The sequence below is a fragment of the Serratia plymuthica genome, from assembly GCF_018336935.1.
Classification (GTDB): domain Bacteria; phylum Pseudomonadota; class Gammaproteobacteria; order Enterobacterales; family Enterobacteriaceae; genus Serratia; species Serratia plymuthica_B.
In genome coordinates this window covers 2,297,810-2,319,951 of record NZ_CP068771.1, presented here as the reverse complement: position 1 = coordinate 2,319,951, position 22,142 = coordinate 2,297,810, and the positions used below count along the sequence as shown (strand labels likewise).

At 54.0% G+C, this 22,142-nt stretch carries 16 protein-coding genes; 6 read left to right on the top strand and 10 right to left on the bottom strand.

The window, feature by feature from the left end:
* Window positions 1–29 precede the first annotated feature (29 nt).
* Entirely contained in the window at window positions 30–983 is a 954-nt protein-coding gene (locus tag JK621_RS11020) for a LacI family DNA-binding transcriptional regulator (protein ID WP_212559820.1), read from the top strand.
* A 77-nt stretch (window positions 984–1,060) separates the two neighbouring features.
* On the opposite strand, the gene JK621_RS11015 is transcribed toward JK621_RS11020, so the two are convergent.
* Both JK621_RS11015 and bamA read right to left on the bottom strand, forming a co-directional pair.
* The gene (locus JK621_RS11015; protein WP_212559819.1) at window positions 1,061–2,266 is read right to left on the bottom strand and encodes an aldose 1-epimerase family protein; all 1,206 of its coding nucleotides are present in this window, start codon (window positions 2,264–2,266) and stop codon (window positions 1,061–1,063) included.
* A 321-nt stretch (window positions 2,267–2,587) separates the two neighbouring features.
* A complete protein-coding gene (gene bamA / locus JK621_RS11010) occupies window positions 2,588–5,005 on the bottom strand; it encodes an outer membrane protein assembly factor BamA (RefSeq protein WP_432761925.1) in 2,418 nt (805 codons plus the stop codon).
* Between the two features lie 397 nt (window positions 5,006–5,402).
* Between bamA and JK621_RS11005 the strand changes: the two genes are divergently transcribed.
* Window positions 5,403–6,155, top strand: coding sequence for a MipA/OmpV family protein (locus JK621_RS11005; RefSeq protein WP_212559817.1), 753 nt, complete (start codon window positions 5,403–5,405; stop codon window positions 6,153–6,155).
* A gap of 54 nt (window positions 6,156–6,209) precedes the next feature.
* Here JK621_RS11005 and JK621_RS11000 read toward each other — a convergent pair whose 3' ends face one another.
* Both JK621_RS11000 and JK621_RS10995 read right to left on the bottom strand, forming a co-directional pair.
* Window positions 6,210–6,587, bottom strand: a complete 378-nt coding sequence (locus JK621_RS11000; RefSeq protein ID WP_212559816.1) for a DUF4440 domain-containing protein — start codon at window positions 6,585–6,587, stop codon at window positions 6,210–6,212.
* Window positions 6,588–6,618: 31 nt separating this feature from the next.
* A complete protein-coding gene (locus tag JK621_RS10995; protein ID WP_212559815.1) occupies window positions 6,619–7,065 on the bottom strand; it encodes a MerR family DNA-binding transcriptional regulator in 447 nt (148 codons plus the stop codon).
* 71 nt (window positions 7,066–7,136) lie between these two features.
* Here JK621_RS10995 and JK621_RS10990 point away from each other — a divergent pair, with 71 nt between their 5' ends.
* Window positions 7,137–8,360 carry an NADH:flavin oxidoreductase/NADH oxidase family protein gene (locus JK621_RS10990; RefSeq protein ID WP_212559814.1) on the top strand — a complete coding sequence of 408 codons (1,224 nt, stop codon included), beginning with the start codon at window positions 7,137–7,139 and terminating at the stop codon, window positions 8,358–8,360.
* A gap of 37 nt (window positions 8,361–8,397) precedes the next feature.
* Here JK621_RS10990 and JK621_RS10985 read toward each other — a convergent pair whose 3' ends face one another.
* The 5 genes from JK621_RS10985 to JK621_RS10965 form a co-directional block, all read right to left on the bottom strand.
* Window positions 8,398–13,506, bottom strand: coding sequence for an RHS repeat domain-containing protein (locus tag JK621_RS10985; RefSeq protein WP_212559813.1), 5,109 nt, complete (start codon window positions 13,504–13,506; stop codon window positions 8,398–8,400).
* Window positions 13,507–13,766: 260 nt separating this feature from the next.
* A complete protein-coding gene (locus tag JK621_RS10980; protein WP_212559812.1) occupies window positions 13,767–14,159 on the bottom strand; it encodes a hypothetical protein in 393 nt (130 codons plus the stop codon).
* Between the two features lie 103 nt (window positions 14,160–14,262).
* Window positions 14,263–14,667, bottom strand: a complete 405-nt coding sequence (locus tag JK621_RS10975; RefSeq protein ID WP_212559811.1) for a fucose-binding lectin II — start codon at window positions 14,665–14,667, stop codon at window positions 14,263–14,265.
* Window positions 14,668–14,678: 11 nt separating this feature from the next.
* The gene (locus JK621_RS10970; protein WP_212559810.1) at window positions 14,679–15,080 is read right to left on the bottom strand and encodes a hypothetical protein; all 402 of its coding nucleotides are present in this window, start codon (window positions 15,078–15,080) and stop codon (window positions 14,679–14,681) included.
* On the bottom strand, window positions 15,077–16,528 hold the full coding sequence (locus tag JK621_RS10965; RefSeq protein WP_249337173.1) for a hypothetical protein: 1,452 nt from the start codon (window positions 16,526–16,528) through the stop codon (window positions 15,077–15,079). Before JK621_RS10965 ends, JK621_RS10970 begins: the two co-directional genes overlap by 4 nt.
* Before the next feature lie 770 nt (window positions 16,529–17,298).
* Here JK621_RS10965 and JK621_RS10960 point away from each other — a divergent pair.
* Both JK621_RS10960 and JK621_RS10955 read left to right on the top strand, forming a co-directional pair.
* Window positions 17,299–18,681 (top strand): diaminobutyrate--2-oxoglutarate transaminase, encoded by a 1,383-nt coding sequence (locus JK621_RS10960; RefSeq protein ID WP_212560183.1) that lies wholly within the window; start codon window positions 17,299–17,301, stop codon window positions 18,679–18,681.
* A gap of 19 nt (window positions 18,682–18,700) precedes the next feature.
* Window positions 18,701–20,173, top strand: coding sequence for a pyridoxal phosphate-dependent decarboxylase family protein (locus tag JK621_RS10955; RefSeq protein WP_212559808.1), 1,473 nt, complete (start codon window positions 18,701–18,703; stop codon window positions 20,171–20,173).
* 242 nt (window positions 20,174–20,415) lie between these two features.
* On the opposite strand, the gene JK621_RS25580 is transcribed toward JK621_RS10955, so the two are convergent.
* Window positions 20,416–20,589: a hypothetical protein gene (locus JK621_RS25580; RefSeq protein ID WP_249337172.1), complete on the bottom strand. Its 174-nt coding sequence runs from the start codon at window positions 20,587–20,589 to the stop codon at window positions 20,416–20,418.
* Between the two features lie 141 nt (window positions 20,590–20,730).
* Between JK621_RS25580 and JK621_RS10945 the strand changes: the two genes are divergently transcribed.
* Window positions 20,731–21,660 (top strand): LysR family transcriptional regulator, encoded by a 930-nt coding sequence (locus JK621_RS10945; RefSeq protein WP_212559807.1) that lies wholly within the window; start codon window positions 20,731–20,733, stop codon window positions 21,658–21,660.
* Window positions 21,661–22,142: the final 482 nt, after the last annotated feature.

The following is a 22,142-nucleotide window of genomic DNA, read 5'->3' as shown; positions in this document are numbered from 1 at the left end:
GGCTGCAGCGGGGTCTGTCAGGAGAAAAGATGTCAACAATCAACGATGTATCACGTTTAGCTGGGGTGTCAAAAGCCACAGTCTCGCGGGTGTTGAGTGGATCGCGCGGCGTTAAGGAAGCCAGCCGTCTCGCGGTCTTGCAGGCGGCAGAAGAGCTCAATTACCGGCCCAATGTGATCGCGCAATCATTGCTTAGCCAATCGACGGGCTGCATCGGGGTTATCTGCGCACAGGAAAACATTAACCAGACCACAGGTTATCTTTATGCGCTGGAAAAACAGCTCAGCCAGCATCAAAAGCATCTGCTGTTGCGTTTCGCCAACACCAAAGCGGGCGTAATGAACGCGCTGGACGAACTCACCTGCGGGTTGTGCGACGACGTGCTGATTATCGGCGCCCGTTTCCCGCTCGACATCCCGTATGACAACGTGATCCTGGTCGATTGCGTTGAGGCCGAGACGCCCAACAGCATTCAGTTCGACCACGCTTTCGCCGCCGAAAGCGCCTGCAATTACCTGATTAGCCAGGGCAGACGCCAAATAGCGTTGATCCATCCGGATGCCGGCGGCTCTGCCGAACAACTGCTGCTCGGTTATAAACTTGCGCTGGAAAACAACTTTTTGCCGTTCAATCGCAATCTGGTGTTTATGGATTCGACCACCTCTTCCGTTGCGGTACAGGTGCTGCTCAATAACGCCACCACGCTCAATTTCAACGCGCTGCTGGTGGCGGACGAGCAGGAGGCGCAACGGGTGATTACCCAGCTGCAGGCGTTCAATAAATCCGTACCGGACGACATCATGGTCTTCAGCCTGGCCGGTTCGCTGCATTTGCCGGGCATTCCGGCGATCCCCTCCATCGAATATTCAATGGACGCCATGGCGGCGCGCATCGTCAGTTGGTTGACGGAAAAAACCCGGGACATGCTGGGTGCCTGCGTGCTGCGCGGGGATTTGATTATCCCGGACAGGCACAAGCGTTAAGCGATTGTCGCCGCCGGAAAACAAAACGGGCCAACAAGGTTGGCCCGCGAAAGGTACTGCTGTTTTCCTACTGACGACTATTCGACTGCGATAGGCGTCTCAACCAGCTTGGGCTGATTGCTCCCCTGCAGCGTCTTGATCTTGTCCTGGTACAGCTTCACCTGTTCAGCGTCTTTCAGCAAGGTATAGGTCAGCTCAAAGTCGGTACTTTGGCCTGGCTGCAGCTGTTTGATACGCCCTTGTTCCCGTTCAATTTTCACCGGATAGGCATAGTTGGTCCCCGGTTCAATCCCGGTGACGTAACCCTGGCGTTCGGTGTCCGTATTCTTCCACAATGTCAGCAGCGGCAGCTGGTGGGTATCAAAACCTATCGCCACACCGCGATCCCCGCGCCGGTTGTGCAGCATGGCGAGCGTTTTACCCTGCGCATCTGCATAAGGCAGGATGTTGAACACCATTTCATCAAAGCCTTTGGTCGGGCCCTGATAGGTTGCCCAGTCTTTCAGACCGGCTTTGGCGTAGTCGTTAAAGGGTGAAATTTCCTTGATCGGGGCGCTGAATACCGCACCCTCTTCCAGCACCGGTTTGCCAAAGTTGCTGTGGTAAATGATTTCGTAATCCCGTGGGTAATCGGCGCGATTAGTCACGCGATCATGGATTGAAAACGATTGGGCACCAGGGACATAGCGCAGTTCGGTCCAGGTTTCCAGGTTGCTTTTCTTGAAGGTGTTTTCTTTCAGCAACCCGCGAATGCGAACTTCGTACGGGGCTTTCTCGGCGATCTCGATCACCACTTTCGAGGCCGGCGTGTTGCCGGCACGGCCATGCAGCGTGTAAAGCGTGCCGTTGTCGACGCCTGGGTGCCCGGTCCATTCAAAGCCGCAGCGCACCATCATTTCATTAAAACCGTCCAACCACCCCAACCCATTGCGGCTGTCCAGATTGATGTAGGCCGGGTTGACCACCTCGGTCACCGGTGAATCCCAGCCCAGCCGGACGTCTGATCCTTTCACATTCAGAATATTCATGCCGCGTGTCGGGCTTAGAGCAATCGTCAGGCCGCCGCTGCTTAAGGTGATCACCTTGGAGCCTTCTTGTTTTCCGCCGTGCAGTACCTGCTGTTGTAAGCTGAAACTTGCCCCTGCGATGTTCAGCTTTTGGCTGTCGGTTTGCCAATTGCCTTGTTCAATGCCTTTTTCCGAGTCGGTCAATACAATTGTCTGCGCGTTTACTGCGCATGAAATCAAAGAGATAACCGCCGAAATTGCCATTAATTTTTTCATGGTGCTGTCCTTAACGTTAGCTGAAAGGTTTTAGCTAAAACAATGAAAAAATAGATCTCGGCGGCCAATTAAAAAGAGAGATAAGTCACTTTTCCGATAACAACGGGATAACGATGAAAAATAATGCGGTTCAAATCACCTTATCGATGCAATAAACGATGGCAATCACAAAATTAATAGATGTAAATCACTACCATGACAGCCTCTTGCTGTAAGGTGTCAGCAAAAAAATCTGCTCCATCGTAAAATGAATTTTATTGCTTATTATCAATCTATTATTGAACCAGAAAGCCTGCGGAGATTTGCAGGCTTGGTGTTGGGTTACCAGGTTTTACCGATGTTGAACTGGAATTGCTCTGCCTTGTCTCCTTCGTACTTTTTGATCGGGAACGCATAGGAGAAGGATAACGGCCCCAACGGCGATTGCCATTGTAGTGCAATACCGGCCGAAACGCGGATATTGCTCGGATCACCGTAGTCCGAGATCCCTGCCGCGAGCGTTTGCGAGGTATTCTGCCAATGGGTGTCCCAGACCGTACCGGCATCGACAAACACTGAGGTGCGCAACGAATTGGTATAGCGGTCATTAATGAACGGCGTCGGGAATATCAACTCGGTACTGGCAATGGCCATGGCGTTACCGCCCACGGCATCATCGGATTTGTCGACCGGGCAGTCGCTGTAGGCACTCTCCGACCCGTTGCAACGATAATAAGCCGCTTTAGGGCCGATACTGTTGGACGAAAAACCGCGTACGCTGCTGGAACCGCCGGCATTAAAGTTATCGTAGAACGGCACCTCATGACCGCCGAAACCATCGGCATAGCCGGCTTTGGTGCGCCCCATCACTATCCATTTATTATCGCTACTCAATGGCAGATAGTGATTGGCGCTGAACGTCACCTTGTAGTAACTGTTGGTCGAACCCGGCACGGTAATCTTGGCGTTCAGACTGGCGCTAGTCCCGTCTGTCGGGAAGAAACCGCGGTCAAGCGTGTTGTAATTCCACCCCAGGGTCGTAAAGAAATCATTGGCCGTTAAATGGGCATCGTTATCGTTGTCTTTGGTGGTGATGCCGGGGTTTACATTGACTGAATTGAGGTAGCGCCACATGGCCACCTGCGGTGCCATACCGCTAAGACGAGTATTGGCATAGTCGAGACCAAGGCCAAGCGAACTGTTTTCGCCGATCGGGAAGCCAAGATTTCCGCCGATGCCCAGGCTTTTCATGGTGTATTCGGAGAGATCGTCATCTTCCGCGTTGTAGTCGTTATAAGAGATCTTCCCGCCTAAACTTACGCCGTCCACCGTAAAATAAGGGTCAGTCATCGACAATTCGATATAGGTCTGGGAGTCGCTTTTGGTGCCATTAAAACCGACGGTATTCCCGCTACCCAGCCAATTGTCCTGGCTGACGCCCACTTGAAAGCTGGCTCCGCTATCCGTGCCGTAACCGAGCCCAAAGTTAAAGGTCCCCGTATTGCGCTCTTTAACCTTATAGACCACATCGACCTGATCCGGCGATCCCGGTACTCGCTGGGTTTCCGTTTCCACCGTTTCAAAAAAGCCGGTGCGATTCAGGCGTTGCTTGCCCTGTTCTACCTGATCGTTACCTAACCACGCCCCCTCCATTTGCCTCATCTCGCGCCGCAAAACGGAATCTTTCGACGTACCGTTACCTTCAAAGCGGATCCTCCTCACCGAGTAGCGCTTACCGGCATCGACATTGACGTGTAGTTTTACCGTTTTGTCCTTCTGATTGATTTCAGGTTCTATCCCTACCTGCGGGAAAGCGTAGCCGTAACGCCCCAGTAACTGCTTGATGTCATTTTCCATACGCGTGATTTTTGCGCCATTGTACAACTCGCCCGGCTGGATATTCGTCAAGGCCACAATCTGCGGCAAGTACCCCGCCATATTGCCATTCAGCAAGGTACCGGACAGCGAGTACCGGCAGCCTTCGGTAAGGTTGATGGTGATATAAATGCCCTTTTTGTCCGGAGTCAGGCTCACCTGGGTTGAGTCGATTTTGAAGTTTGCATAACCCCGATCGAGGTAAAAACTGCGCAAGGTTTCAAGATCGCCGGCCAGTTTCTGTTTCTGGTACTTGCGATCGCTCGCCAGGTTCCACCAAGGCACGTCATCGCGCAGTTGCAGGTTGGCGAGCAGTTCGTCCGTGCGGAAAGCCTGATTGCCAATCACGTTGATCTGCTGAATTTTGGCCACCCCTCCTTCGGTGAACACCAGCTTCAGATCGATGCGATTACGCGGTAATGGCGTGATCACCGCTTTTACGCGGGCGTTGTATTTTCCCACGCTGTAGTAAAAATCCTCCATGCCTTGTTCGATCGAAAACAGCCTGGTGCGATCCAGAGCTTCACCCACGCGCACTCCTGAAGACTCAAGGTTCTGTTTCAGCATGTCGTCTTTCACCGTTTTGTTGCCGGAGAAAGAGATACCGGCAATCGTCGGCCGCTCTTTGACTTTAATAATCAGAACATGATCGTCACGCAGAATCTGCACATCGTCGAAGTTCCCGGTGCTGAACAACGCGCGGATAGTATTGCTGATATCTTCGTCAGACAGTGTATCGCCAACGCGTACCGGCATACTCAGTAACGCGGCGCCTGGCGCAACGCGCTGGAGCCCTTCAAAATGGATATCTTTCACCCGGAACCCGTCTGCGGCATAGGCCGACAGGCTGTTAAGGAATAGCATCGCAACAATTGATTTCTTCATCTTGATTGGTATGTCTCGAGTGTTCATAAATACTGCGTCAGCTTTATAATTGTGGGGAAATTTTTACCAAGGCCATGCGGGACATCCGTTTTTATCGGCATATTATTCTCGGCATTGTCATTTAAATAGATATCCTACTGACTGCTCGCCCAATAAATAATTCAAAGCAAGCCACCGGCCTTTCACATTACTTTCACAAACCTGACACTCTTAAACTTTTTCTCCAATCGCCTGGGGAATAAAAGCCGAAAAATAACGGCTAAGGCAAGGCGTTATCCTTTGTAAGCAAATAATCAAGCTCGCGTAAAAAAAATGGAAATGTGAGTTTTTTGTACCTTTGTTGCTATAGATTCCCTGAGTACCACACTCCGTGGATATTGATATTCAGGTAGACTTTATGAGCCTTTACCCCCTAATGAAATGCCGAGTGCTTTTGATTCTTCCTCTTTTCTATGCGTCGGGCGCGTTCGCCGGTGAATGGTCGCTTGGCGCAGCCGCAGGAAGCGGCATCAGCCCCTATCGTGATACGGACAACACCCTGACCGCTCTGCCGCTCATTGGGTATGAGGGTGAGGATTTTTATCTGCACGGGTTAAAGGGGGGGTATCACCTGTGGAAAGACGAACAGAATCAACTGGATGTGATGGGCTATTATTCGCCGTTGCATTTCAAACCCGGCGACAGTGACGATGAGCAAATGAAGCGACTGAACAAGCGCCGCTCAACCGTAATGGCCGGTTTTGAGTACACCCATCGCGCCGATTGGGGAGCGATTCGCACGGCGCTTTCCGCTGACCTGTTGAACAATAGCAACGGCCTGGTGGGCGATCTGGCCTATCTGTACCCCATCCACCTGAATGACTGGGAAATCACGCCGATAGCCGGCGTTAGATGGGACAGCAAAAACCAAAATAAATATTACTATGGCATCAACGCCGGCGAATCGCGCCGAAGCGGGCTGGCCAGTTATACCCCGGACGACAGTTTTACCCCTTACCTGGAATTGGCCGCGCGCTATTATATTAATCAAAGCTGGGAGACTTTTGTCTCTGCGCGCTACGAATCGCTGCCAAATACCGTTAAAGACAGCCCAATGGTGGATAAATCAAATACCGGCTCGCTCTCCTTTGGCGTTAATTACTCATTCTGACGCGGGTATTGCCCGCTTTCTTTTTATTGGGGTGCGCGAGGCTTTAATGAACAATTACTCCGTTACCGGCGTGCCCTGATGAAAACGCAGCTGCCAACGCTGGCCAGTCTGATGTTCCGATAACACCCAGACAGATGAGCGCAACGTGCGCCCCGTGATATTGCCTGCGGCATCACGCTGAAAGCTTTTGTACGTCAGCAACGCCACCCCTTCCGTAATCATGGCCAGTTTGAAATCTTCGGCATGGATCACTGCCCGGCCGGTTTCTTGCGCCAGCGCCGCAACGGTTTGCCGCTTATCATAATGCTGCCCCGAACGGCCCGTCTCTTCAAAATCGTCATGCAGCAATTCACTGACCAGCTTGCGGTTGTTGCGCGTCGCCGGTTGATGCAACTGCATCTCCAGCATTGGGATCATGGCTGAAACAGTCAAAACACGCTCCTTTTTGCTCACAGCTGCGGGTTCATTTACCCGATGTTGTAGTGACCTCGTCACTTTTTTGCCGATGACGCGCTGTCTTCGTTGCCACCAAATCCGATGTTTCCTGACACATGCCTTCGATGCCCAGGGTGGCCAGTTTGCGTTTCGCTTCCAACAGCGATTCCCGCTGGGCGCTCAGGGTCGCCATTACCCGGTCGATTTCGGCAAGCCGCGCCTCGATGTTTTGCGTCAGGCTGTCTTCATAGGCTACGCCTACGCCCTCCAGCGCCAGCAGGTTCCCCATGGTTTCCAGCGTAAAACCCAGGCTTTGCCCGAGCTGAATCAAATGCAGCCGCTCCAGCGACGCTTGCCCATACAGGCGATAACCATTGGCGCCGCGCACCGCTTTAGGCAACAACCCCTGTTGTTCATAGTAGCGTATCGCCGATGCCGCTATGCCCGAACGCTCCGCCAGCTCACCTATTTTCATTTCGCTTGACCTTAAAGTTAACTTTAACCTTAGTCTACATGATATCGACTACCGATTAAGGAATCACCATCATGTTTAACCCGCTGACTCTGCCTAACGGCAGCCGCCTTCCGAACCGTTTGGCGAAAGCCGCGATGGAAGAAAATCTGGCCGACGCAGGCCAACTGCCCGGCCCCGCACTGCATCGTTTATACCGCAACTGGGCGCAGGGTGGCGTCGGTTTAATCATTACCGGCAACGTCATGATCGACGGCCGGGCAATGACCGGCGCAGGTAGCGTGGCGCTTGAGGCGGATACCCCGCTGGAACCCTTTAAAGCCTGGGCAAAAGCTGCGCGCCACAACGGCACGCAAGTCTGGATGCAGATTAATCACCCCGGCCGCCAGGTCATGGCCGCTATGGGCGGCAACGTTTGGGCCCCCTCAGCTGTCCCGCTGGAAATGGGGAAGCACAGCAAGCTGTTCGCTCAGCCAACCGCCATGAGCCCGGCGCAGATCGATGAAGTCATCACCCGCTTTGCCGCCACCGCGCACGCCGCAGAGCAAGCGGGGTTTACCGGGGTGCAAATTCATGCTGCGCACGGTTATTTGATCTCTCAGTTCCTGTCGCCGCTGGCCAATCAGCGTACCGATCAATGGGGTGGCAGCCTCCCTAATCGCGCGCGTTTGCTGTTGGAGGTGGTACGCGCCGTGCGTGAGCGGGTATCGCCAGGTTTTTGCGTGGCGATCAAGCTGAACTCCGCCGATTTCCAGCGCGGCGGCTTCTCCGAAGACGATGCGAAGCAGGTGATCCTGCTGCTTAACCGTTTGCCGGTCGATCTGGTCGAATTGTCCGGCGGCAGCTACGAAAGCCCGGCAATGCAGGGCAAAACGACGGATGGCCGTACGTTGGCGCGTGAAGCCTATTTCCTGACGTTCGCCCGTGAGCTTGCGGCGGTCGCCGACATGCCGATAATGACGACGGGCGGCATCGCTCGCAAGGCTGTCGCTCAGCAAGTGCTGGATAGCGGTGTTGCGGTGGCAGGCATTGCAACGGCTCTGGCGGAGGTACCCGACCTGCCGCTGCAGTGGCAAGCCGGCAAGGAACCGCACGCGTTGCCCAAACCGGTGGAATGGAAAAACAAAACTATGGCGGCGCTGGCTCGCATGGCGCTGGTCACTCGCCGCCTGCACGCACTGGGCAACGGCCACTCGCGCAACGTACGTTACTCGCCGCTGGTCTCGTTAATCGTTGACCAACTGCGCGCAAAGCGCATAACCCGACGCTATCGCGAATGGCTCCAACAGCGGGCCTGAGGGGATGCATGGAATAGCGGCCATTTCAAAGCCGCTTTTACACATTCGGCCGATAAGTGACCGGCGTCACTGTGCCATAGACCACCTCGGTAATGCTAATGGCGACGGTATAGGCCTCCACCGGCCGATTGAGCGTATTGGCGATGGTTTGCGCCATGTTTTCCACGCCTATCCATTTTCCTGCGGAACAGGAAATCAGCCTGACGGTGCCACCGCCGCCGCCGATATTATTCTGTATCGCCTGGGCCGTGGTCTTGGCGGAAGCATAACGATACCGGCCTTGCACGTCCTCAGGGAAAGAGAATCGCGGGTGGCCATGCACAATCACGGTATCCTGCCCCCCGGTCATCGCCCCCAGCCAGCTTGGTCTCCTGCCTTGCCATTGATGGGCTTCCTGGGGATTGAACTCAAGAATGGTATGAGGCGTGCTCGTATCCGTAACGACGCTGAACTCAGTGGCACTCATTTCGACCGGCGTGGTACGGATGCCGCCGATTTTCCCGAAACCGAAATGCGCGCCCGATGCCATCACGCCGGCTCCCACGCCGACCGCAGCGCTGATGCCGATGTTTTCCCACACTTCGGCGCTGAAGAATGCCTGATGCTCGAAGCCGGCAGTGACGCCGGCAGAGGCCACCGAGCCGGAGAAACCGCCGGACACGGAAGCCGACAGGATACCGACAGCCGTGACTCTCCCGGCTGACCAGCCCGCATTCATCGTGGCGTTCATCGCCCCACGCCCGACCGCGCCGCCGACACCGGCGCCGACTGCGCCGGAGACCGCGCCCGCCAACAGGCTGACGCCCCAGTCCTTGGCGCTCAACCCTGGTTCGCCGCTCGCATGGCGCCCCCATTCCGTGATGCCATTACTGGCCGCCGTACCGGCCACACCCGCCACCGCGCCGACCGCGATCGAGGCGCCCATGCCCGTACCCAGGGCCAATGCGCCCGCGCCGCCGGTGAGAAGCCCCACGACGATGCCCGTGATAGCCGCACCAATCATCCACCCTATGCTCATATCCCCACTGGGATCGCTGCCCATGATGGGATTGCCATTCGCATAGTTGTAACGGTTGATCAGGTCGGTAGTATCCCGGCTCATGAAGCGCTTGATGCCAGGGTGGTAGTAACGCGCCCTCAGATAGATCAGGGAAGACTCGAGATCGGTATATTCGGCGGTATATCTGAATGGATTTACGCTGATATCGGCAAGAAGATGACTGACGCTCTCTTCTTGCCCATAGGGTTCGTAAGCGTAGCTGGCCCCCCTCTCGCAGGAAGCATCGAGAACGCCGACGATGTCCCTGAAGGAGGCGATGAAATATTCGGGGACGGTGCTCCCTGCACTGTCGACCAGGCGCACGTATCTCTTGCTTCCCTGCGCCAGGTAGTGGCTGGTTTTATCTCCCTGTATCTCATTGACGATATTGGGGGATGGGGAATAGTCGTAATAAAACTGGATCGCCGCGCCATCATTGACCTTTTTACTGGCCCGCAGCCCATCGGGGTAGTAATCGTATTCGGCGACCAGATTGCCGCCGATATCGCTATATCCAATCAACCTGTTTTGCGCGTTGTAGCGATAGGTGCCGCCCGTCCCGTCGTCGGTCAAATTGCCATTGGCGTCGTAGGCGAAGTTTATTGCGCCGGACGAGGCGTCGATGCGCAATAACTTGTTGTCCCGATCGTAGGTATAGGTCGTCGACTGGCTTGTCGTTCCGACCCTGCGTTCTTCCTGGATGACGTTGCAGGCCGCGTCATACCGGTACGCCGTGACGACAACCTCGCCGCCCAGGATTTGTTTCCGCTGTTCCGTGAGCTGGTTGAGGCTGTTGAAACCGTAGTTCGCCAGATAATTCAAATTGGCATCTTGCGCAAACGCGTCCGAACTGGATTGCAGCTTGACCAGGTTACGGGTGATCGGATCGTAGGAGTATTGCGTCTCCAGCAAAACAGGATGGCTCGCACCCTCGGACGTATCGGTGATGACCGCCCGCGCAAGGGAACCGAAACCATCATAGGCGAAACTGCTCGATATGCCGTTGCTGACCCGGATCGACTTGAGCTTGCCGCTGTTGGCGGCGCTCTCCTCTTTGCTGTAATAGTCGGTCTGGACGCTGTAATCCTCTCCGACGATCTGTTGCAGAATTACCCGGCCGTAATTGTCGTACGTATATTGCGTGACCTTCCCGATGGCATCGGTGAACTTGCTGAGCAGCCCCGTGCCGGGGTCATATTCATAAAGGATCTTTTTCCCGTCGGGATAGGTCACCGATTCAATCGCACCGCCCAAACTGTAGCCATACGCAATGCTCCCATTACTCTCCCCCTGGCGGAACTCTTCTATTTTCAGCACCTTCCCCGTCAGAGGATCATAGGTATATTGCTTCTTGCACTGCACGCCCTGATCACTCCAGGCAACCGATACCAACTGGTTATTGGCGTTGTAGCCGCATGCGAACACCCTTCCCGCATAATCCGTGTAACGGGATACCAGGCCGATCTCGTTATAGGCATAAGTGTACTGCTGGCCGAGCGCATTGGTGTCGGTGATCAACTGATTCAAATTATCGTAAAGATAGGTATCGCCGCCAGCGGTGGACGCGTTCGCCTTCGGCGCGCTGACATGGACGCCGGTGAATACCGCATTGGTAAATAAATCCCTGGAGATATCCTGGCGTTGCACGATGTCGTCACTGCCTGTCGCGCTATAGACGCTGACCTGGTTATTGACATCGTATTGGAAGGATGCCGCCAGCCATTCCTTCCCTGCCGATGGCTCCCCCGTCAGTGACTTGATGATGTTCGAATAGCTGTTGGAGAGACTCGTCGCCGACAGGCTCTCGGAAGCAAGCAGGCTGGAGTAAGTGATTTCATCGAGCACGTTGTCATTCTTGCTCAGCGTGCTCACCTTGACGCCGTTAAAGAACTCCGTCTTGGTTTGAGCCACGGTGTCATACTCGTAGCGATTGACATTGCCGAGCGCATCCGTCGCCGTGACCAACTGGTTTCTGCTGTCATAGGTGTACAGGATCCGGGAGTCGGCGCCCAGGATGCCTTCGGTCCAGATCAATTGGCCCTTGTCGTTGTACCCATTGGCGGTCAGCCTGCGCTCCGCCTTGTCATGGCCGCCGTTGTCGGCAGTTTTGACCAGGTCCGTGAACCCATTGTTATAAACGTAGGTTTCGTATCCGTTGGCATACCGGGTCGTGGCCTGGTTGACGGGATCGTCGAAAATGCACTCCGTCACCACGCCCATGGGATCGGTCGAGGTCAGTTGGCGGCCGATGTTGTCGTACGTATAGCTGGAACCATAATTCAGGGCATTAGCCTGGCTGATCATCCATCCCGTCACCGTATCGATTTCAGTCGTATTCGATATGCCTTGCGCATTGGTGGTGGTGACCGTCAATACGGGAACGGCAAGCGCGTAACGGGTCGAGGTCTCGGTGCTCTCCAGCGCATGGCTTTCGCCATCCGCCCATTCCAACTTATCGTAAACAATCTTGCCCGAGGCGTTGTAGCGATAAGTGATCTTCTTGTTCGGGCCAAATACGTCTTTTCCGTCGACAGAGACGACAAAACCGTCCGTGCTCGTTGCGATATTCTTCTTGTCGCCGGTCAGGCTATTGGCGATTCTTCTGACGAGGGTCCCATCCGTATAGTCATAAGTGTCCTGCCGGACAAGCTGCCCATAGCCGGCATAATCGTAAAGGGTTTGCACCTTATTGAGCAGTTTGGACGCCTCGCCCGCCACTCTGCTGCCATAGGAGCGGATTTCCGTCGGCGCTCCGTAGTCGTCGAAGTCCGACTCTATCTCGCTGATTAACGTTTCCCCCGCGTCGTTGTAAATCTCGGTCACGACCTTGATGGGGGTCTGATAATTAGGTATCAGTTTTAATTCGTAGTACGGCGGAAAATATTTCCCGTCGGTTTCGCTGATGAACGTATTGGTGACCTGCCGGATAAGCCGGTGCGGTACATCCTTGGTGAAGGTCTTCGTCACCAGTTCGAGATGGAGCCGATTGTATTGATGCTCCACAACGAGTACGCCATCGTCGACCTGGCTCACATAGCGGTAATCGTCATCATTGCTTTGCAGCAGGGTATCTTGATATTTCCCCATGATGTACGTCGGATAACCCGTGTAATTGTGGGCATCGCCGTTGGGGTCATAGGAATAGGAAACCGACCTTGTCTGGGTTTGTCCGGCGGTATCGACATAGCTCTGCCTTGTCGCGGCGATGCCATCGATGCGATAAAACTGCGACCGATTCGCATCGACGTAATAACGCAGCGTGGTGTATTCATAGACGACCGAGACGCCGTTCGGGTAAGTGATCTGAGAAATCAAATCGTTCCTGACCAGCCCACCCCGATTGACGACGGTGAACGTTTGCCCAAGCGGATTGACATAACCCACCAGATAGCTTTGGCTATCCACCAAATAGGCAAAGGAGATAGCGTTTTTCCCTCCCTGGGGATAAGCGATTTCGATGCCCTCGCCGCTGTAGGCGAAGGTGATCGCCTGCCCGGCAAACCCGACGATGCGGGATAACTTACTGCTATAGACATCGCCCTCTTGCGTGTAATAAAAAACGGCATGGTTGCCCCAGCGATCCGCCATGCCGATCAATCTGCCGTGAGCGTCGAAATACTGCGTTTCGCCGCTGATAAATTGCAATGTATTGCTGTACTTTAGCTGGTTATCGTAAGGGAACGTCCCCGAATCCTGGGTGAAGACAAGATCCTTCAGGTTGTAGTAGCGCAAACCCGAGTCATACGCATCGTCGATGTAGTAGCCGGACGAACCATTAATGAATACCTGACTCGCGGCGATATAACTGAATGAATAGCTCCAGCCCAAAGGAAGCCCCAGAAGCGTGATCCCCGAGGCGATCGATTGCGGGCTGTAACCGATGGATGGCGTGATGTCGCGGCCCAGGGCGCCAAAGAAAGTCGGCGGCGAAAGGGTAACCTGCAGCGTGCCTGTGCGCGGATCGACCTCATAGCCAAGGGAACTGTACGTCGGGGCATTGGAATATCCGGCTTCGTTTGGCGACGCGGCGAGCAAGTTCGCTTTCACTTTCAGGTTGGCCGCCTGATTTTCAAGCACTTTGACATCAAGATTATTTTTGTTTCCCATGGCACGCCCCATCTATCGGTATTTTGTGCGCACGACAGCCCCTCCTTTCGTTATGCCGGCAGAGGATTCAGTCTGCAATACATCGCACGGATATGGTTGACGACGGCGTCCGGAATCAGCGGCCGTCGTTGCAAAAATGCTCGGTTTGCGCCCACGACCGACTCGGGTGCCGTCGCGCCGACAACGCAAACTCATACAACGAAAAACAGGGGGCGGCCGCGTGCGCCAATGAGCATCCGCGGCAGCCTTCAACAGTCAGCTCAGTAATAAGTAGTGAACAAGATCATGTCGATCATGGAGCCGGATGAAAAGCCCGCGAAGGATACGGTCAATCCGCTGCCGAAAGACAAATCGCCATCCCCGGTGATGCGCCCCGCTTCATAGGTCACGCCGTCGCATACCAGTTTGATATACCCGACGACATCATCATTGGTGCACAAGCGCAAAATAGTAAATTTCCCATCTTGCGGAAGTTTGAAACTGGCCGACGTACTACCGCCGCCACCGCCATATTTGTTATTGCCGATTTGTATGGAGTCGATTTTGCTGCCGCTCTTGATCACCACCTGTTGGCCACCGGTATCCTGGACTGCGTTGAAAGACCCACCGTTACCGCCATAAGACATTTGATTTTTACCCGCTAGTGCCTTCATCACTACCTCCATCAATTCGTTGTCAGATTTGTTATTGGTAAGAAGCTCTTTTCGCACCAAGCGACGTTGCCCCGCTCGGTGCGATCTGCCATTTGGTCAGGGGTTAACCCACGAACTGGAACCATTGCAGCTGTAACAATGAATCGTTGTAATCATTGTCGGTGTAGTCTTCGCTGGCAAAAATGTATTTGCCAAAATAGACCGTTGCGCCGCTGGTAATCACATCCTGCGACCAGATCACCTGGGAATAACGTTGTCCGCCATTGGTTCCGATCCAGATGGTGTAATTCCCGGAGGCGTCGGCCGCCTGGAAGAACCCCTCGCCGATCTGCGTGGGCGTACCGCCGCTGGAACTGGCCCCCTGCGTGGTGAAGACCACGTTTGAATGGCTGTCTTGCAGCTGAATAAATTGGTTGGCCGAGCTTTGAACCAAAGCAGACCAAAAAACTATTTTCCCTGAGGGAATATTGATGGCAATGCCATTGCCATTTACGGGTCCAATTGCCATTTCTGTGCTCCTCAACCAATGCTGTTAAACCAGGTCAGTGTCAGGCAGGTATCATTGAAATCCTGATCCGCGCCGTCTTCACTAATGAAATTGAAACAGCTGGAATAAATCTGGCTGCCGATATTCAGCGCGATTTCATCCCACATGACCTGGGACCAGGCCTGGCCATTGTTATAGCCGATGAAAACGGTATAAACCCCGCTGCCGGCGGTCACAAACGAGCCTTGACCAATCTGGGTCGGCGAATGCCCGCCTGTCGATGAACCGCTGCTCTGAATAACCACCTGATTCGTCGAGTCGCGAACCAGAACATATTGTGAATAAGATGCCTGGACATTGGCGGTCCAAAATAGCGTTTTTCCTACGGGTAAGGTGATGGTGATGCCATTACCGGAAACGGGTCCAATACTCATAAACCTCTCCTGCTATCAGCGTTGCCTGGGTTGATGATGGAACTGCCGTGAGATGGGGCTAACATGCGGGTGCTATTAGTGCTTTTACAAACGAAATCAGGTTGCTGCTGTTTTAAGGCATTACAAATGCCATTGGCCATGGCAACCTGGCTTTGTGCGGTAAAGTTATTGGGAAACGCCTTTGCCGTCATAAATATCGGCGATAGCTGTTGGTAATAACTGTTATTGGTAATGATCGACTGTTGCCAGAATTGCTGAGTGGCCACCAACAACGTCCGCCACGGCGTACCGGCGGGCAGATCTTTGGACTGCACGATATAATTTTTCATCGCAGTGCCGGTCATTAGCGTGGTGAACGCTTGCGCATTGGCCGCACATTGGCTACCCGGCTTGCACGTCGCGGCGCTGGTAACGAAAGCATCTTCAAATAACAGCGGTTGGGCGTGTTCTCCCCAAGGGGCAGGCACGACATACAGCGGTTTTTGCGCTGAAGAATAGAGATTCACGTAGAAAGACTGCTCGGAAAACCCCATGTCGGTGCTGGCCTGCCCGGAGGCGAACACCTGCTCGGCGCCGCCATTCGGGGCGTTGTGATAGGTGTTGTTGGTACACTTGTTGACCCCGTTAAAGCTGCAGGTATCAGACAGTGAAACCAATTGATGGACAACGCCGTTGTCGGGCGGCATTTGCATCGCCTGTTGCAGCGCACCGTAACCGTAAGTCTGCACATAAGCGTTGATATAGTCGGAAGGAATGGCCCAACTGCCATTAAAGCTGCCTGCCATTTTGGCGACTGACGAGGTTCGGGTATTCAAATAATTCAGCATTTTCGACAAGGTATTCTGCTGCTGAATCGCCTGATCGAATGCGTAGAAAAAGTCCATGCAGAGCCAACTGGGGATCGCCCATAGCCGTCCCTGGTAAGTCGCCCCCGCCAGCGCCACGGCCCAGGGCTCTTCACCGGTGATCTGGGCGGGGTTGATCAGATGATTATCCGCCAGAAAACCCAGATAAAGGACATCAAGCTCAATCACGTCGAACCCATCATTACCCAGCAGGACCGGCAACTCGGTAAAACTGTAAATATTCACCTGCGGATTCAGCACCGCATTGAGTAACACCTGCGGGTGCTGCGACTGATAAGTCTGCACGACATAGGCGACCAAATTTTCGAAGTTATCCGTGGGTAGCGTAGGAAGGAAAGGATAAAGCGAGACGTTCAATACTTGCGTTTGCTGCCCATTCAACACCAGCGTTTGATTCGGGCCGCTGGGCGTAATGCTCATCGAGCGGGTTTGCAGGTTATTGCAATTTGCCCAATTAATAACGGGATCTTTCGGCCTGCTGGTGTTCTGCCCGACGAAGAATGACTGCCCCGGCTGCACCTTAATGAACCAATCGAAACTGCTGCCGGAAGAGACCGTCCAGCCGTCAACCGTGCACGTCATGGGCGATAACGAGGTGTTTTTCAAAATTAACTGGCCGGCAATAACTGTGGTGCCGCTAAAAAAAGACAGCGTTAATACAAAGGCATAGAATAACGCCCGACAAATAGAGTTCATAGAAGCCTCACATAAATACAATAAAAACGGCACCCTCTTGTTTCCGAGGGAAATAAAAGGCGTAATTATCCCGTGGCGGCACATGACATAAAAATAAAAGTCACTTTGAGTGCTAATATTTTTTACATTTAACTCTGTTAGCGTGATCTTTATATTTATTGGAATGACTTTAACTGTGAAGAGTCGATAAAATATGGAATTTAGAATATAGCACTCGGGTTAATTCCCTGCAAAGATCCTCAAATAAAAATTATGTATTCAGCAAAAATATATACTCACCATGATAATAAAATACGCCCGCAATTATTCGATATTTTTTGATGCACGCGTCGCCTCTGCTCAGGGCCGCTACTGGCGCACCCTGGCGGACGACTCGCCCCCGGATGCTCAGTCTATCGCCACATAAAAAACGTGTCTAAATGTTGTCAGCAAACATTTTCGCCGAGGGTACAGCCCCTGAGGGGTGGCATGAATGGTCACAAAAACAGCAACATATTGGTTGAGGCACAAAAAACACAATAAAATCAATGGGAAATAAGCTATTGAGTCCCAGGCTAAAAAGCCATATATTGTACGCGATTTTTTACCGGGTTTACTTTTAAATTCAATTAATTCAACCAGGGCGTTTTGACACCCCCGGTTGTAGGAGAGATATGATGACGGATAAAGTCCGTATTGACACTTTAGTTGCGAATTCATTAAATGGAAACAATGAAACCTATTTGGCGAGACAGGCCGAATTTGAATCGAATGTCAGAAGTTATCCACGCAAATTGCCACTGGCCATCGCCAAAGCAGAAGGTGTGTGGATCACAGACGTTGAGAATAATCAGTATCTTGACTGCCTGGCCGGTGCCGGAACCCTGGCGCTTGGGCATAACCACCCTGACATGCTGAAAAGCATCCAAGATGTCATTACCAGCGGCTTGCCGTTACATACCCTCGATCTGACAACGCCGTTGAAAGATCGTTTCTCCGAATACCTGCTCTCCTTGTTGCCCGGCCAGGGCAAAGAGTATTGCCTGCAGTTTACCGGCCCATCCGGCGCAGACGCCGTTGAAGCCGCACTTAAGCTGGCCAAGAAACACACCGGTCGCTCCGGCGTGATCAGCTTCTCCGGCGGCTATCATGGCATGACCCATGGCGCGCTGGCGGTAACGGGTAACCTGTCGCCGAAAGAAGCCATCAACGGCATGATGCCGGAAGTCCAGTTCATGCCCTACCCGCACCTGTACCGCTGCCCGCTGGGCATTGGCGGCGAGGCCGGCGTCAAGGCATTGACCTACTATTTCGAAAACCTGATCAATGACGTCGAAAGCGGCGTACGCAAACCTGCGGCCGTCATTCTGGAAGCCGTTCAGGGTGAAGGCGGCGTTAACCCGGCCCCGGCCGAGTGGTTGCAGCGCATTCGCAAGGTCACTCAGGAACACGGCATTTTGCTGATCATCGATGAAGTTCAGGCCGGCTTTGCGCGTACCGGCAAATTCTTCGCCTTCGAGCACGCGGGCATTGAGCCGGACATCATCGTGATGTCCAAAGCCGTCGGCGGCGGTTTGCCATTGGCCGTATTGGCCATCAAGAAGCAGTTTGACGCCTGGGAACCTGGCCACCATACCGGTACTTTCCGTGGCAACCAATTGGCGATGGCGACCGGCCTGACCACGCTTAAGCACCTTAAAGACAATCAGATTGCCGAAAAAGTGGCCGCCCAGGGCGAATGGCTGAAAGCCAAACTGGCCGAGCTGCAAAAACGTTACCCGGTGATTGGTCACGTGCGTGGTCTGGGCTTGATGATTGGCATTGAGATCGTCAAACCTGGCGAAGCTCAAGACCATATGGGTTGCTACCCTGCCGATGGCCAATTATCCGCACTGCTGCAGAAAAAATGCTTTGAAGCCGGGCTGATTCTGGAGCGCGGTGGCCGCAATGGTTGCGTGCTGCGCTTACTGCCTTCCCTGCTGATCACCAACGATGAGTTGGGTATTTTCCTGGATAAATTTGAACAAGCCCTGTTAGCGGCCGGCGTCAAACCCGTCTGATGTGGAGTGAATGACCGCGATGTCCAAGTTAAACCCGATTCTGGCGGCCTCGGCGCAAAGCACCGAGGCATACCAGCAAGCGATTGCACAAAGTAGCCAGGCCGTTGTGCAGTGGCTGCAACAACCTGAGATGTATCAGGGGAAAACCGTTGCCGAACTGCGTGAACGCATTACGCTCGATTTCAATCCACAGGGCCTGGGCAACCAGGCCGCGATTGAACGCGCGATTGAGTACTTTTTAAAAGACAGCCTGTCGGTTCACCACCCGCAGTGCGTGGCGCACTTGCATTGCCCAAGCCTGGTGGTCAGCCAGGCCGCCGAGGTCTTGATTAACGCCACCAACCAAAGCATGGACTCCTGGGATCAAAGCCCGTCAGCCACCATCATCGAGATGAAGTTGATCGAATGGTTGCGCACCCAGGTGGGTTATCAGCCGGGCGATGCCGGGGTGTTCACCAGCGGCGGTACCCAGAGCAACCTGATGGGCCTGATGTTGGCGCGCGACGCCTTCTTTGCGCGCCAGGGGCACTCTATCCAGCAGGATGGACTGGTCGGCAACCTGAAAAAAATCAAAGTCTTATGTTCTGAAAACGCCCACTTCTCGGTGCAAAAGAACATGGCGTTGCTGGGTCTGGGTTACCAATCCGTCACGCTGGTGAAAACCGATCGGTTCGCGCGTATGGACCTGAACGATTTAGCCGAAAAAGTGGCGCAGGCCGAAGCCAATGGCGAGCAGATCCTGGCGATTGTCGCGACCGCAGGCACCACGGATGCCGGCGCTATTGATCCCCTGCGCGCTATCGCGCAGTTGGCGGCGAAACACCAGATCTGGGTGCATGTCGATGCGGCCTGGGGCGGTGCGTTGTTGCTGTCGGAGAAATACCGCGATTATCTGGACGGCATTGAATTGGTGGATTCCATTACGTTGGACTTCCATAAGCAATTCTTCCAGACCATCAGCTGCGGCGCCTTCTTGTTGAAAGAATCCCGTCACTATGAGCTGATGCGCTATCAGGCGGCCTACCTGAACTCCGAGTTCGACGAAGCGCAAGGCGTGCCGAATCTGGTGTCCAAATCGCTGCAAACCACCCGCCGTTTCGATGCGTTGAAACTGTGGATGGGTCTGGAAGCGCTGGGGCAAAAACAGTACGCGGAGATCATCGATCACGGCGTTACGCTGGCGCAGCAGGTTGCGCACTACATCGGCGATCAACCGTCGCTGGAACTGGTGATGCAGCCGCAGTTGGCCAGCGTCCTGTTCCGTTACCTCCCGCCGCAGCTGGCGGCGAGTGGCGATGCGGCGATCGCCTTGCTCAACCAACGGATTGGCGATGCCCTGCTGGAATCCGGCCGTGCCAACGTGGGCGTTACCGAGTTTGATGGCGTCACCTGCCTGAAAATGACGTTATTGAACCCGACCGTCAGCCTGGAAGACATTAAAACGTTGCTGGCGCTGGTGGAAACCACCGCACAGCAGTTGCCGACCGCTTAAACCCGGTTTGCCGTTAATGGCGGTTAAAAGCCGATAGTATTCTGCTATCGGCTTGAGTTTGATGACAAAGTGGTCTTTGAATCCGAGATACCCGGGCCTAGCGCACCGAGGGGTGCTCCGGCGGGCAAGCCGCTACGACCCCTTCGCCACGCTCTCCCTAATAACGGGCTTTGTCAGCAGTCTGAAGCCGATAGTATTTACTATCGGCTTTTTTATTGCAGATTTACGCGTCGTCTCCCCATTTACCAGGGTACAACCCGGCCCAGGTAATCGAGGTAATGCAGCCCGCGTACCCACCCCGGCGCCATCAGCAACAGCGTCCAGGGATCGTCACTGTGACGCACGCCAGATACTCCTCCCAACCCACGGGATGCGCCAATCAGCAGCACGGTCTTTTTAGCAGAACAGGTTGGCATAAATTATTTCCTCCAAACATGAGATATCTTGTCACGCAGTGAATATAACCAAGCATAATAGGAGGCGGAATACGCAGCGTTTGCCGTTATAACCTGCATGCAACGCCTTCTCTTTTTCTTCGGCCAGGGAGACAAAACAGCGTGACGGAACCCGATCTCAACCTACTCATTGCCCTCGACGTGTTACTGGCCGAAGGCAGCGTGGCCGGTGCAGCGCGCCGTCTTGGCTTAAGCGCCTCGGCCATGAGCCGCACGCTCAGCCGCTTGCGCACGGCAACCGGCGATCCATTGCTGGTACGCGCCGGGCGCAACATGGTGCTGACACCTTATGCCGAAGAGATACGCGAGCGTACGCAAAATACCGTTTTCGAGGCACGCGCCGTGCTCCGGCCTTCTTCAGCGGAGCTGGATCCTGCCACGCTGGAACGCACCTTTATCCTGCGCACCAACGACGGCTTTGTAGAGGCTTTCGGCCCTGCGCTTATCGCGGCGGCGGCAACGGCAGCCCCCCTGGTGCGCCTGCGCTTTGCGCCAAAACCCGAGAAAACCTCAAAGCCGTTGCGAGAAGGCTTGGTTGATCTCGAGATCGGCGTGTTGGGTGACATGGGGCCGGAAATACGCCTGCAGGCACTATTCAGGGACAGGTTCGTGGGGGTGGCAAGAAAGGGTCATCCGCTGGCGCTGCAGCCTGACGTTACCCTGGAGCACTATGTTGCCTGCGGGCATGTTGTCGCCTCGCGCAGCGGGCGGATAATCGGGCCGGTGGATCAGGCGCTGGCGGAGCTGGGGCTGGAGCGGAACATCGCCGCCGTAGTGCCGAGCTTTCCCGCCGCGCTGGCGGTGGCGCAGGCGTCAGACCTGCTGGCGCTGGTGCCCGCCTCTTTTCTTGTCAATCAACCCGCCGTTAATGGGAACGGGGTTGGCGCCGCACTTTTCGCTTTTGAACTGCCGGTAAAAACCCAGGGTATTACCGTCTCGCAAATGTGGCATCCGCGTTCCGAAGTAGAGCCGGCCCATCGTTGGCTGCGGCAATTGGTGTTGAGCGTTTGCCGCCGGCAGGCGCCGGAGTAAAACGTCGGACAGAGTAATACAAGCTTGAAGGGTTTAGGGCAAGGAGAACCCAAAGGAGCCTTGGGCTGGATAATTACGCAGCGCAACCATTATTATGAAAGGTATTTATTGGTTTGATTCATTTGGCTTTAATAGTGCCCACTATGCAGTACATTAAAACGATGACGCCCAATCAATCGAAGCACTGCATAGTGGAGCGGGAATATTAACGTAATGAATTTAAATATCTAACCTTATGTAACTAAAGAAACCAAAAATACAAAGAGTAAAGCGCCAGGAATATCGAAGACACAATATATTGGCGCTCGCCGGTCTATTAATTATCCATCAAGGCCAACACTGTTTATTGCCCCTTACTTTTTCAGGGGAAATAAAATAATCGATCGCTTCATCATCTAGGTATTGATTCACGTTAGAACGCGCAATCGTATGCCCATCGCCATTCACCCTAATCAAAGGGCTGCTAATTCAGAGGAATAAAG

What these genes read in the sequence shown, in the direction of transcription:
- bamA (WP_432761925.1), bottom strand. Translation starts at nt 5,005, where the DNA reads ATGAAGAAATCAATTGTTGCGATGCTATTCCTTAACAGCCTGTCGGCC.
- JK621_RS10985 (WP_212559813.1), bottom strand. Translation starts at nt 13,506, where the DNA reads ATGGGAAACAAAAATAATCTTGATGTCAAAGTGCTTGAAAATCAGGCG.
- JK621_RS11020 (WP_212559820.1), top strand. Translation starts at nt 30, where the DNA reads ATGTCAACAATCAACGATGTATCACGTTTAGCTGGGGTGTCAAAAGCC.
- JK621_RS10970 (WP_212559810.1), bottom strand. Translation starts at nt 15,080, where the DNA reads ATGAGTATTGGACCCGTTTCCGGTAATGGCATCACCATCACCTTACCC.
- JK621_RS10965 (WP_249337173.1), bottom strand. Translation starts at nt 16,528, where the DNA reads ATGACGTGCACGGTTGACGGCTGGACGGTCTCTTCCGGCAGCAGTTTC.
- JK621_RS10995 (WP_212559815.1), bottom strand. Translation starts at nt 7,065, where the DNA reads ATGAAAATAGGTGAGCTGGCGGAGCGTTCGGGCATAGCGGCATCGGCG.
- JK621_RS11005 (WP_212559817.1), top strand. Translation starts at nt 5,403, where the DNA reads ATGAGCCTTTACCCCCTAATGAAATGCCGAGTGCTTTTGATTCTTCCT.
- JK621_RS10980 (WP_212559812.1), bottom strand. Translation starts at nt 14,159, where the DNA reads ATGAAGGCACTAGCGGGTAAAAATCAAATGTCTTATGGCGGTAACGGT.
- JK621_RS10990 (WP_212559814.1), top strand. Translation starts at nt 7,137, where the DNA reads ATGTTTAACCCGCTGACTCTGCCTAACGGCAGCCGCCTTCCGAACCGT.
- JK621_RS10975 (WP_212559811.1), bottom strand. Translation starts at nt 14,667, where the DNA reads ATGGCAATTGGACCCGTAAATGGCAATGGCATTGCCATCAATATTCCC.
- JK621_RS11015 (WP_212559819.1), bottom strand. Translation starts at nt 2,266, where the DNA reads ATGAAAAAATTAATGGCAATTTCGGCGGTTATCTCTTTGATTTCATGC.
- JK621_RS10960 (WP_212560183.1), top strand. Translation starts at nt 17,299, where the DNA reads ATGACGGATAAAGTCCGTATTGACACTTTAGTTGCGAATTCATTAAAT.
- JK621_RS25580 (WP_249337172.1), bottom strand. Translation starts at nt 20,589, where the DNA reads ATGCCAACCTGTTCTGCTAAAAAGACCGTGCTGCTGATTGGCGCATCC.
- JK621_RS10955 (WP_212559808.1), top strand. Translation starts at nt 18,701, where the DNA reads ATGTCCAAGTTAAACCCGATTCTGGCGGCCTCGGCGCAAAGCACCGAG.